The sequence below is a fragment of the Alicyclobacillus acidoterrestris genome (genome assembly GCF_022674245.1).
Lineage (GTDB): Bacteria > Bacillota > Bacilli > Alicyclobacillales > Alicyclobacillaceae > Alicyclobacillus > Alicyclobacillus acidoterrestris.
This window is the reverse complement of the sequence record NZ_CP080467.1, coordinates 2,077,501-2,089,275: the sequence shown is the minus strand read 5'-3', so window position 1 is coordinate 2,089,275 and position 11,775 is coordinate 2,077,501. Positions and strand designations below refer to the sequence as shown.

The 11,775-nt window shown below is 52.9% G+C and carries 12 protein-coding genes and 1 riboswitch; of the genes, 1 reads left to right on the top strand and 11 read right to left on the bottom strand.

Going from position 1 to position 11,775, the window contains the following annotated elements; genetic code table 11:
- Positions 1–7: 7 nt before the first annotated feature.
- The 8 genes from ylqF to K1I37_RS09830 form a co-directional block, all read right to left on the bottom strand.
- Positions 8–916: a ribosome biogenesis GTPase YlqF gene (ylqF, locus tag K1I37_RS09865; protein WP_236613873.1), complete on the bottom strand. Its 909-nt coding sequence runs from the start codon at positions 914–916 to the stop codon at positions 8–10.
- A 93-nt stretch (positions 917–1,009) separates the two neighbouring features.
- A complete protein-coding gene (gene rplS, locus K1I37_RS09860) occupies positions 1,010–1,354 on the bottom strand; it encodes a 50S ribosomal protein L19 (protein ID WP_021296511.1) in 345 nt (114 codons plus the stop codon).
- A gap of 160 nt (positions 1,355–1,514) precedes the next feature.
- Positions 1,515–1,655, bottom strand: coding sequence for a hypothetical protein (locus K1I37_RS09855; protein WP_021296512.1), 141 nt, complete (start codon positions 1,653–1,655; stop codon positions 1,515–1,517).
- A gap of 61 nt (positions 1,656–1,716) precedes the next feature.
- Positions 1,717–1,851: riboswitch (cyclic di-AMP (ydaO/yuaA leader) on the bottom strand.
- A gap of 48 nt (positions 1,852–1,899) precedes the next feature.
- Complete coding sequence (locus K1I37_RS09850) at positions 1,900–2,691, bottom strand: hypothetical protein (RefSeq protein WP_021296513.1); 792 nt, start codon at positions 2,689–2,691, stop codon at positions 1,900–1,902.
- Positions 2,688–4,349, bottom strand: coding sequence for a hypothetical protein (locus K1I37_RS09845; protein WP_021296514.1), 1,662 nt, complete (start codon positions 4,347–4,349; stop codon positions 2,688–2,690). The genes K1I37_RS09850 and K1I37_RS09845 overlap by 4 nt, the downstream gene beginning before the upstream one ends.
- Positions 4,339–5,607: an O-antigen ligase family protein gene (locus K1I37_RS09840; RefSeq protein WP_021296515.1), complete on the bottom strand. Its 1,269-nt coding sequence runs from the start codon at positions 5,605–5,607 to the stop codon at positions 4,339–4,341. Before K1I37_RS09840 ends, K1I37_RS09845 begins: the two co-directional genes overlap by 11 nt.
- Before the next feature lie 58 nt (positions 5,608–5,665).
- A complete protein-coding gene (locus K1I37_RS09835; RefSeq protein ID WP_021296516.1) occupies positions 5,666–6,163 on the bottom strand; it encodes an acyl-CoA thioesterase in 498 nt (165 codons plus the stop codon).
- 191 nt (positions 6,164–6,354) lie between these two features.
- Positions 6,355–7,386, bottom strand: coding sequence for a M23 family metallopeptidase (locus K1I37_RS09830; protein ID WP_021296517.1), 1,032 nt, complete (start codon positions 7,384–7,386; stop codon positions 6,355–6,357).
- A 116-nt stretch (positions 7,387–7,502) separates the two neighbouring features.
- Between K1I37_RS09830 and K1I37_RS09825 the strand changes: the two genes are divergently transcribed.
- Positions 7,503–7,898 carry an acyl-CoA thioesterase gene (locus K1I37_RS09825; RefSeq protein WP_021296518.1) on the top strand — a complete coding sequence of 132 codons (396 nt, stop codon included), beginning with the start codon at positions 7,503–7,505 and terminating at the stop codon, positions 7,896–7,898.
- Between the two features lie 64 nt (positions 7,899–7,962).
- On the opposite strand, the gene K1I37_RS09820 is transcribed toward K1I37_RS09825, so the two are convergent.
- The 3 genes from K1I37_RS09820 to K1I37_RS09810 form a co-directional block, all read right to left on the bottom strand.
- Positions 7,963–8,895 carry an RluA family pseudouridine synthase gene (locus K1I37_RS09820; RefSeq protein WP_021296519.1) on the bottom strand — a complete coding sequence of 311 codons (933 nt, stop codon included), beginning with the start codon at positions 8,893–8,895 and terminating at the stop codon, positions 7,963–7,965.
- Positions 8,896–9,101: 206 nt separating this feature from the next.
- Positions 9,102–10,163 (bottom strand): tartrate dehydrogenase, encoded by a 1,062-nt coding sequence (locus tag K1I37_RS09815; RefSeq protein WP_021296520.1) that lies wholly within the window; start codon positions 10,161–10,163, stop codon positions 9,102–9,104.
- A 16-nt stretch (positions 10,164–10,179) separates the two neighbouring features.
- Positions 10,180–11,505: an MFS transporter gene (locus K1I37_RS09810; protein ID WP_031218631.1), complete on the bottom strand. Its 1,326-nt coding sequence runs from the start codon at positions 11,503–11,505 to the stop codon at positions 10,180–10,182.
- Positions 11,506–11,775: the final 270 nt, after the last annotated feature.

The following is an 11,775-nucleotide window of genomic DNA, read 5'->3' as shown; positions in this document are numbered from 1 at the left end:
AAACGCATCAAGCCTCGTCCGTCGTCGCATCGTCACCCGGCCACTCCAGCGTCAACCGGCCCAAAACGCCATCTTGCACTTCCTTGATAAGCATCCGTGACACCCGTTCAATATCGACTTCCGCGCCACGGGCCAGCATGCCACGATGCCTGCCAATCGCTTCGAAAACAGGTGCAATTTGCGGCCACACCGTTTGCAAGTCCGTCCAGTCCACTGCAGGCAATTCAGCTAACTTATATCGCTGTTTCAATTGTTCCGGATAGCGTCTGCTCGCATAAGCCACAAAGTAGGCAGCCGCCTCTTCCACATTATAAATTTGCTCTTTAATTGCTCCGCTCACAGCCAGCCGCAGTCCCTGTTCCGGCGTGTCAATTTTCGGCCATAGCACACCAGGCGTATCAAGCAGTTCTATATCGCCCATCTTGACCCACTGCTCTTGTCGCGTTACCCCCGGCTGGTTTCCGGTCTTCGCCACGGCCTTGCGCGCCGTGCGGTTGATGAACGAGGATTTGCCGACGTTTGGAATACCGACGACCATCGCTCGAATAATCGTCCGCCTCAGACCGCGTTGCCTATCCCGATTAACTTTCTCGCTCGTCACCCGGTGCAGCGCATCCTTCACGCGGCCAAGCCCCTCGCCCGAGAGGATATTGGCAGGCACCGCAATCATATCGTGTTCCGCAAAATAGTCCGTCCACGCTTGTGTCGCTTCCGGATCCGCCAAATCATCACGCGTCATCACAATAATGCCAGGCTTGCGCGTCGACAACTGCTGTAACACTGGATTGCGGCTGGAGATTGGCAGACGTGCGTCAACCAGTTCAATGACGGCGTCAACCTGCTTAATCCTGCTCTCCATAATCCGCCGCGCTTTTGCCATATGGCCCGGATACCATTGAATCGTCAACTGTCCCACCTCCTGAATCAGCTACTGCACATCTGAATTGTGCCGGATATATAAAATACGGAGGGGATAACCCCTCCGTATTTTCGTCGATTGTACCGTAAGTTATCGGCGGATCTCTTTGATACGAGCCGCTTTGCCGGAACGACCGCGCAGATAGTGCAACTTCGCACGGCGAACTTTACCGTGGCGGGTTACCTCAATCTTGTCGATCTTCGGCGAGTGCAGCGGGAACGTACGCTCTACGCCGACGCCGTAAGAAATCTTACGGACGGTGTAGGTTGCGCTAATACCAGATCCGCGACGGCGAATCACAACGCCTTCGAAAACCTGAATACGTTCGCGCTGACCCTCGCGCACTTTCACGTGCACGCGCACAGTATCACCAGGACGGAAGTCCGGAATATCCGCACGGATTTGGTCTTCGACCACTGAACGTAGTAAATTCATGGCCAGACCTCCCTTCACACAAGTGTTCGTACCAAATCACGCTGGCAGAGGACCACTGTAATCACCCGACGTAGTTTAACATATAACTGCCCATTATGCCAAGCATAATGTAAAAACGCCACCTCGCTAGGAGGTGGCGTACTGGTTTGACGTTTGGCGATTAACGTTCCTCTGTCGGACGAACCTTCACCTCGTCTACCTCATCCGTCACCTTGGCGGATTCACGAGATGTCAGTTTCTTCAATGCGTGCTTGATTTCCATATCACGCATATAGTTTGGAAGCTCTGGCTTACGAATCACAAAAACCAACTCCTTGACCGAAATTTTTCAATCTCAGCCAAGTCCCGCTTTGGAAAAGCTCATATTGCACCTACGACGCTTACGGAGTTAGCTGACGGGTTCGGGTGTAGGAAACCCTACGCGCGACATCGTCGCACGACTCACCCCAAAAACATGGTTCCTCCGCTCCCAAATTGGAACTCAGCGAATGGATTACATAACTCATTCTACTCGCAAATCCAGCACTTTGCAACCGTTCACAGGTTTACTGCTGGGCACTGCCTTCGAGCTGTTTCACCAGCGTTTGTGGAATTTTCACGGCAGCGACCTTAGGCTCGTCAATATCAAAGAACGTCGTCGACGTGTCGGTGACCACTGGGCCAAGTTGATCTACCGGGTTAATGGAGTCCGTTTGCACTTCGCGCACGAAACCTGTCGTCTGCCCCACGTAGAACGTGTACTGAATTGGCTCGTTCGCGCCCAATGCCGAACGGTTGTTTCCGGCAACCTGCTGAAGGAATCCAGGCAGTTGAACCGACTGATTGGGCATCGTAAACCGGTACACATCACAATATTCATCGACTACGAAAGTGCGATTTAACTTTTCGAGTGTCAAATGCTTTCCGGCCGCTGTCTGTACGAGTTGCGCATAGCTATTGAACGAGCCAAGGTCCTGAATCGGATCCGTTTGCGTCCACGAGCTGGTTTCATCTGCGTACGCGACCTTCCCCTGTTGATAAAAACTTACATTGAAGTTGTTTTCATGCACACTGATGGAAGCTCTGTCCGGCAAATTGACTGTGCCGTACACGGTGTAACTCGTATGCATGCTGCCATTTTTCAGTTCGACGTCAGACTCGAGTTTGTACATGCTGGCGGAAGTACTCTGGCTCACCGCTTTGGTCAGCGGCGTCCAGGAGACATTTTTCGCCGTCACCGTCACCGCGGTAGACGTCGTACTCGACGAAGGTACTTGAACCGCAGGTGTACACCCCGTGAGCCCAGCCAGGGCGAGCATGACGACCATCGTTCCAAATCCTACAACACGTCGACTCATGCCTGTTTCGCCCCCTTGTACAAACGAATTCGATTCACCCAGCCAGCAATGATGACAATGCCGAAGAGCCCTGCCGAAATTGGCAGCACTGGAACGTTCCACTTGTGCAGAATCAAGTATTCTCCACTGCCGTATATCGCAACAGCCAAATCCTCTGTACCATCCGAGAACGACACAGGCGTGACGTTGACGACGTTGGTCCGGAAGACGCGCCAGTCGCGTTCCAATTGGCCCGGTTTTCCGGTTGCTCCAGGGACAAAGCGATACGCCGAGAAGTAACGCGTCGTCGCGTTGCGCACCTTCGACGGATCATCCGTCACAATTTGCGTTGCCCCTTGCCCCATATCCAGCACTGTTTCAAACCGGAAGGAAGGGCTGGTCGCCGTATACACTTTGTGCCACTGTCCCGCAGGAGTCAGTGTCAAGATATACGCGGGCGAAGCATTGACAAAAATCGCGTCTGCGCCACCGTGTGCGAGCGGACCGACGACCACGTCATTGGGTACAGGTGTTGTCGGTGTGCCTTGATACGTGGCAACTACCTTTTGTGCATCGAGATCGAATACTTGAAGGTTGTTATTGCCGACGAGCAGCAATTGATTTGCGGACGGAGTTGTAAAGTGCCCCATCCCGACCACACTCGTCGCGGAAACGGAGACCGACACGGCTTGTCCCTGATAGGTTCCCGTCAATTTGCCGCCGGCAATCTGCCAACCACTCGGCTTCGCCTGAACACCCAATTGAGCGAGCGCCGACTGCCAATTCTCGAGTTCTTCCTGAACGCCCTGGTTGCTCAGCGCCTGCATCGTCGTCGCGTACGACGCCGGATTCAACGCGGTCTGCACAGCCTGATTGGTGGTGAGATAAGGAGACAAATACTCGTTCATCTCGCCGTCTGCAACATACCAGTGCGCCAACTGGAACGGGAAAAACGTTTTAATCAGATTCAATGGATGGGCCTGTGCCAAATCTTGCGCTGTGGCTGTCACCTGCTCGATGTGGCCCCCGACTTGCTTAATTTCGACAAAGCGATACTCGCCTTGTGCGGTCTGGAGCACATTTTGGAGAGCATCCGGCGAATCTGTCGCGTTCTGGACGAGTTGCTGTAACAAGTCATCCGACGGGATATATTCACTGACGGTCAGCAACGCATCCCCTTGTTTGGTATGCACGACGTCGAATGGCGCCGCCGCTAGATTGTGCGGGTCGATATGCAGCCGACTGTGTTGAACAATCCGGAACTGCGTCAAAAACGGCCAATCGCTAAACGGCAGCCAAGCATTCGCCACGATGACGGCCAGCGTACCAAACAGCAGCGGGAAAAAGCGGATTTTGCCAAACCACAGGGCCGCGACAAACAGGACAAGACTGACGACTACGGTCACGACGAGCGTCTTTGCAAAACTGCTGAACGCCAGTGACGACAACCCTTGTCCAAGCAATAAGCTAAACAAGGTAAACGTAACGAAACGGCGACGGTATTTGGGATAGATACTCGTCAGCCACAAAATCGCCAATACGACGACGGCCAATACACCGTAAATCGCTAAGTCCTTGACTAGGGGACCGATGATCCAAACGCCGAGCGCGTTGATAAGCACTGCCCAGACAATGTACCCAACAACGAGCAGAACGTGTCTCAGAAGGTTATTCTTCATGCTGTACCTCCTGATTCTCCAAACTGCGTCCCCAGAGCAAGAACAAACCTACCATCACAAAATAAAGCATGAGGGACGGTGCGTACTCAAATACGTTCTCCACGCAGTTATGGACCAAAATCGCGACCACACCTGCGAGTCCACCCAGTGCGAGATAGCGTTGCCGCCCCTTCGCACGGCGGACGACCGTCACAATCATTTCGCGCAGAATCGCAATATGCATCGCCACAAACAGGACGAGTCCAACCAGGCCCGACTCACCGAGAATTTTGGCGTAATAGTTGTCTGAGTAAATGGAGTAGCCGTGCGTCGATGCGACCGATCCGCCATAGCGACCCAGCCCGGCCCCAAACAACGGATTCCCCGACATGACATCAAACGCAGTTTGCCAGCGAATAATCCGGCCACCCTGCGCCGATTTAATCATGTACACCGGGTTAAACAAATCCATGACACGGTGATGGATGGGCGGTAGAAAGAACCCAATCACACCGAGAATCACCAATACAATCAGCAACTTGCGCTCATAGACGATAGCGATGAATAACAGTGCAGCACCAAATCCCATCCACGCGCCGCGCGTTCCGGTCAGGAAGAGGGTTAAGAGACAAAACAGCCCGCCAAGACCGTACACCCACTTGCGTACGCGGTTGCGCTCCCAGATACACAATCCAAAAACGATGGGAATCATCATTTCCATGGCGGCACCCAACTCGTTTGGCGATTTGAGTACCGAGAACACGCGCGTGCGCACATGTTCAGTGACGTCTACCCAGCCACTCGGAATCTGTGGCGCCATCACATATTGGATCACGCCGTGTACACCAATTAAAATCGCCACCGCGGCAGCCGCGTGAAGAAATTTCGGAACGTCCCGCGGCTCCACCAAGAACGGCAACAAAAGCCCGAACAAGATGTAGTAGACATCCATTCGAAACCCGTCAAAAGCGATGGATGGGTGCGAAAGTCCAATCACCATTAGCGCGAAGCAGTACAAAATGTACCACCCTGCGAACTTGGCGAAACCAAATGCCCGCGGCCGGTGCCCCCGGATGTAGCGATTCAGTGCGATGACCGCGAGAATGAACAAGACAACCTTGTCCCACACGGAACCTAAATAATGCAGCGCCGACAATCGCAGCGTGTAATCCACAATTGGAAACGCAATGAGTAAATATGTACACCACTTCGCTACGCGCGCACCGAACGGTTTCTCTCCGTTCAACTCGCCGGCGACAAGGTGCGCCTGATCTTGCATGACTTCAACTCCTGTACACCTGAATAATTTCGTGCTGCCCCTGTCCTATTTCGCCGCATCAAGTCTCTGGCGGTAACATGCGGCGCGTTCTCTCTTGTTTTCGCTCAATACGCAGCCTTCTACGCTCAGGTGCTGTGTCAAAGTGCATACGTTCCTCGTCCGTTTCCGGAATCACCGGAGGGACTGGGTTTTTCTCTCCGTTTTCATCAACCGCCACAAACGTCAGGTACGATGATCCGGTGGTCGTCACTTCGCCAGTCATCAGATTTTCCGACTGAATTTTGACGAACACCTCAATCGACGTATTATGCGTGTAGGTGACAAACGCCTCTAACGAGATGGCCTCCCCTAGTTTCACCGGCGCAAGAAAATCGAAGCTGTCACTCGACACCGTGACAACCGGTTTCCGCGCGTGGCGCATCGCGGTAATCGCCGCAATCTTGTCGACATACGCCATCACTCTGCCGCCAAAAATCGTTCCATAATGGTTCGTGTCTTGCGGGAGTACCAGATCTGTCATCACCGTTCGCGATAGTCGCGCTGGTTTACCTTCCACAGCTTCTTCTCAGCTCCTCTTACAGGCAACAGGTCATGATTTATTTAGACGCAGAAAAAGGTACGCATGCACTCACGCACTCGTGTTTGGCCTGCGTACCGTTCTTGCTTCCTCGTCCATGTGATTCATCGTCGTTGCCCCTCCTACAATAACACACTCCGTATCATTGTAGGTTGTTTTATCGGGGGTGATCAACTATTGTTCGATTCCGTCGAAGATTGTTCGTGATTCCAAATGACTTGCTTCTGACGCTGCCACTGCAACAAGTAACCAGATGGATTAAACGCCCACTCGTGTGTGCCCGTGTCCTTATAGATACCAAAGTGTAAATGGGGCGGAAACTTCCCCGATGTCCCTGGCGGTCCATAGCCCGTGCTGCCAACATAGCCAATCACTTGGCCCGGGCGAACCAGATCACCCTGTTCCAATCCCTGTGAAAATGAAGATAAATGCGCGTAATAATAGTACAGATTATTGGCGTCACGGATTCCAACCCGCCAACCACCAAAACGATTCCAACCTTTCAGCTCGACAAAACCATAACTGCACGCCAATACCGGTGTTCCGTAGTCAGCGAAAATGTCCACGCCTTCGTGCGAACGCCGGCCGCCCCAGCTTCTCGCCGCACCAAAACTATGTTTCACCGTATAGTTATAGCGCTTGTCTAGGGGAAAACAGTGTGCGTTCGCCGACAGGCCAAAGTGTTCAAAGATCTCGGAATAAGCGAAGACCCTGTCCATCGCCATCGGATCTTGAAACAAATTCCACACCGCCAATTCCTCGTCCCCATCATCCATCCGCGTCTCTTCGTGCAACCAATACGCCAGGGACTGAATCCTATCCGCCTGATCCCACGGCAACGCCAGTTGATCCCCATTTGAATCGCGGCCAATCCCGGAGAACATCGCAATGCTCGCCGGCGAAACGTCGAACGCCTCTGGATTGCCAATCCCAGACCAGGTCGATGGGTGAAATGCAAACCCGTAATATGGGGCCTGTTCTTTATCCGCCTTGGTCTTCTCCAGTTCTGCATAGCGGTCAATGGCCGCTAAGAGTGTCCACGGAACATGATATTTGTCTCCATACTCCTCATACAACGGTTGCAGCGCCGCCTGTGTCATCGTGGACTTGGCCGCTACGCTTGGGGACCGCGCGGCTAGTGCGAAACCGCACAAAATGGCTGTCGTGGTCATCACGAACCACACAGAACGCTGTCTGTGCATCGTCACCACTCCTCACTCTCAGGGGCTTGATACAGTTACCCTTCCCCGACTGGTACAATGTATCCATAAGAGCTGGGTTCACGATGCGTTTGAATGAACGAGAAAGAGGTATGAACATGGCAGTGACTCAAATCACAATTCTCGTACGGAGTACAGAAATAGATGTCAATGGCCACGTCAACAACGCCAAGTACCTAGAGTATTACGAATGGGGCCGCGAAGACTGGTATGAGCAGCATGGCTTACCGTACGACACGTTGCGCGAGGCGGGTGTCATCACCGTCGTCGCACGGGCGGAGGTAGATTACCGATCTCCCGCAAAACAAAACGACCAATTGACAATCACCTCCTGGGTGTCGCAAATTGGTCGCAAAAGTTTTCGCATGAAGCAGCGTATCACGGGTACGAACGGCCATCTGATTAGCGAGGCCGTCTTCGTCATTGTCACGGTACACCCCGAAACGGGTATACCTGTACCTGTCCCGGACGTCATCGCGCAACACACAAATTAAACAGGTAAAGCGCCACCATACACATTCGCACGGCAAACGACAGATATCCTGACGAAGACTATCTTCAGAGTTTCCCGTCAAGATTTGCAAGGTCGTATCCAAGCGCCTGCAATTTCGCGGCGAACGCCCTCGGCATTGGTGCAGTGACGCTGAAATCCCCGTCTTTTTTGAGCTGGGCCGCATGCAAGTAAAACGTGCTGTTTCCTCGCTCCCTTCGCGCACCGTACTTCACATCGCCCACCAGCGGGTGGTGAATGTGCGCCATATGTGCTCGAATTTGGTGTGTTCGCCCTGTCTCGAGGCGAATTTTCATCAACGTCGTGCCACTGGCGGAGGAAATGGGCGTGTAATTCGTCGCGCTCTCTTTTCCCTGTGCCGTCACCGCTGTCACTTCATCGGAAACCCGAGCGAGTGCCGCGGTGACTCGACCCGCCTTTTGCACAGTCCCTGTAACGAGTGCCAAATACGTCTTCTCAATGCGCCCCGATTGAAACGCCTCAGCCAACTCACGCGCCGCACGCGACGTCTTGGCAAAGATGACGAGCCCTGTCGTGTTTCTATCCAAGCGGTGCACGGGAGCAGGTGTAAACGCCTGCCCCTCCACTGCATCGCGCTTGCGATAAACATACGCCTCCACTTGCGCCTGCAGTGTCGAGGAATAATCGCCGTCTGCGGCGTGGACCAATATGCCTGCCGGTTTATTCACAATCACGACTTCATCGTTTTCGTAGCGCACGTCGACGTTTGACTTTACCCCAGCATACTTCTCTCGTTTTGGCTTCCGAGATGCCGCATAGTCCTCATCAGTCATATACAAGTTCACGGTATCTCCCGCATGAAGCACCGTGTCTCGCTTTCCACGCTTGCCATTGACCTTGATGCGACCGGTTCGAATAAACTTGTGAATACCAGACAACGGCATGCCCGGCAGCAACAACCGCAGCCACTTGTGAATCTGTTTTCCATCGTCTGCGTCTGCGATAACAATTTGAATCAATGTTTTTCCCCCTGCATCGTTCCGAAATCCACAGTAAGGCCCGTTCGTCCAATCCGTATGGACGATGGAAGGTGATAAGCCCCTGTCTCGTAGACAGCCCTATGTAGCGTAACCCAACACGGGCGATGTCACAATGACGATGCCTGGAATACACAAAAAACAGCGACCGTGAGCGCCAAGTATCCCTCCCCCGAATAACGGATGCATCATGCGCGCCTGCGTAAATACGCAATCACTTCGTCGGTCACCTCGGTGGTCGTCGCCTTACCCCCCAAGTCTGGCGTTTTCACGCCACTCGCTAGCGTAGCTTCCATGGCTTTGAGAACGAGTGTGCCCATCTCCTCAAAGCCTAGGAAATCGAGCATCATTTTCCCCGTCCAAATTTGACCAAGCGGATTCGCAATTCCCTGTCCCGCGATGTCCGGCGCAGACCCATGCACAGGCTCAAACATCGATGGATATGACCGCTCGACGTTTAAATTCGCAGCCGGGGCAATGCCAATGCTGCCCATAATGGCGCCACCGAGATCGGTCAAGATATCTCCAAACAAATTCGACGCGACGATCACGTCAAACATCTGTGGCTTCATCACAAAAAACGCCGCAAGGGCATCGATGTGGTGCTTGCTTGTAGCAATCTCGGGATGCGCTTGTGCTACATCCTGAAACACATCATCCCAAAACGGCATGCTGTGGGAAATCCCATTGGACTTGGTCGCACTCGTGACGTGCTTCCGGCGACGACTAGCCAACTCAAATGCGTAGTGCATTGCACGCTCTGTCGCTTTACGGGTGAATACGGCGGTCTGCATCGCCATCTCATCTGCACCTCGGTGCATCCGCCCGCCAATCTCGGAGTACTCCCCCTCCGAATTTTCGCGAACGACGACGAGATCAAACTCACCAGGGTCTCGTAGTGGCGATGTTAAGCCTCTCAGCAATTTCGCTGGCCGCACGTTGATAGACTGGTGCAGTTCTCGGCGAATTTTGATAAGGAGTCCCCACAGGGAAACGTGATCCGGCACCAACCTCGGCATCCCCACCGCACCCAAGAAAATCTGATGGAAGCCTTTTAAGGTCTCAATCCCGTCCTCTGGCATCATCACGCCGTGCTTCAAATAGTAATCACAACTCCAAGGAAACGATGTCCACCGAAAGCCCAATCCTCCGTGAATGTCGGCGACAGCCTCCAACACCCGAATCGCCGCCGGAACGACTTCCTTGCCAATCCCGTCGCCAGGAATCACTGCGATTTCGAATTGTTCCAATCCATTCAACCTCCCATTATCCGCGCTGCTGCACGGTTGACCGTCGTTTCCCGGGCTTCACAAAAACCATCGCGAGCATACCGATCACCGAAGCCACAGCAGCAGCGACAAACATTGCGTTATAGCCACTGGCAGCGACCAGAAATCCTGTCAACGTAGGCGCAATCACCGTTGCGATGTTCGTAATAAAGTGCGTCACGCCACCGAAACTACCGGCCTTTGCAGGCTCCGTATCAATGACGACTGCCCAATACACGGAGTTCGGCAAAAAGTTAAACGCGTTGCCAATTGCCATCAGCAATAACACGGCTGACACGCTGTGCACTGCAGGGATGATTAAGAAGCAGGCGGCCGTTAACACGAGCGAACCCACGGCCAACCCCGACCGAGCGATTCGCAGATTGCCCGTGCGCTTACGCAGTGCATCGGATATGCGCCCACCCAAAAGCACCGTAATACATGCGCCAATCCACGGGATCATCCCCATGTACCACAAGTTCGACAAAGCGTAGTGAAACGTGTCTTGCAAGTACTTAGGTGTCCAAGTGAGAATCAAAAAGTTAACGTACTGAAACGCAAAATACCCAATTGCGTTGCAAATCAGTGTTGGATTCTTAAAAAAATGATACCACGGAATCTGCTGCTGTTCGGATTCGGCTAACGTGGCTTCCTGTGATAGTACGTCCTGGCCGGATCGAATGGTGTCCAATTCCGCTTTACTCACACGAGGATGGTCCTCTGGACGGTTTCGAAAAACTTTCGACCAAACGATTACCCAGACGACCCCAAGCAGGCCAAGAATCACAAATGTCGTCTGCCACGAGGTGATAGACAAAAGCCCGACGGCAATCGGCGCAGTGATGAGCGAGCCAAACGGCACGCCAAACAAACCGAATGACTGCATAAATCCTTTTTCCTTTGGCGCAGCCCAGTTGGCCACCGTTTTGTTCATCGTCGAGAACAGCGGCCCCTCCGATACGCCAAACAGAATGCGAATGACGGCAAATCCAGCCAAGGCCGATCCGCCAAACACAACAATCCCGATATTCCCTGCAAACGCCATCAAAATCTCAAAGAGTGACCAAAGACTCCCAGCGACAATCCAAACGAACTTAGGCCCCTTTTTATCCGACAGAATGCCGCCAAAGATAGAGCCGACCATGTAACCATAACCGAAATACCCAAGCACCTCGCCCCATGACGACTCGTCTAAGTGAAACAGGCGAATAATCGGCTCTGAGGCATACGAAATTGCACCACGATCAATGTAATTAATCATGGTCATCAGAACAATCAGCGACATAATCGTGTACCGAAAACGTGTACGCCTCTTGGCAGCCATGGATTGCGTTTGAGCCACTGGACTTGTACGGGACACCTTACATTCCTCCTCAGATGACTGAATGATATGACTTCCGCTCCCACTGTACCGCTCAGGGAATCAACCCATCTCTGCAACTCCACAGGTAACCGCTTTCCAACCGCTCACCCGTGAAATACTAATGAGCGTTTTGCAGAATTAACGTTCACAACGCATTTGACACTATATATAGTGTTCCATTGATAGTTCGTACACTATATATGTGCGAGAAACGGTGAAAAATCGAATTCT

Coding starts and splice junctions, on each gene's coding strand:
- rplS (WP_021296511.1), bottom strand. CDS start 1,354: ATGAATTTACTACGTTCAGTGGTCGAAGACCAAATCCGTGCGGATATT.
- K1I37_RS09850 (WP_021296513.1), bottom strand. CDS start 2,691: ATGAGTCGACGTGTTGTAGGATTTGGAACGATGGTCGTCATGCTCGCC.
- K1I37_RS09845 (WP_021296514.1), bottom strand. CDS start 4,349: ATGAAGAATAACCTTCTGAGACACGTTCTGCTCGTTGTTGGGTACATT.
- K1I37_RS09840 (WP_021296515.1), bottom strand. CDS start 5,607: ATGCAAGATCAGGCGCACCTTGTCGCCGGCGAGTTGAACGGAGAGAAA.
- K1I37_RS09830 (WP_021296517.1), bottom strand. CDS start 7,386: ATGCACAGACAGCGTTCTGTGTGGTTCGTGATGACCACGACAGCCATT.
- K1I37_RS09825 (WP_021296518.1), top strand. CDS start 7,503: ATGGCAGTGACTCAAATCACAATTCTCGTACGGAGTACAGAAATAGAT.
- K1I37_RS09810 (WP_031218631.1), bottom strand. CDS start 11,505: ATGGCTGCCAAGAGGCGTACACGTTTTCGGTACACGATTATGTCGCTG.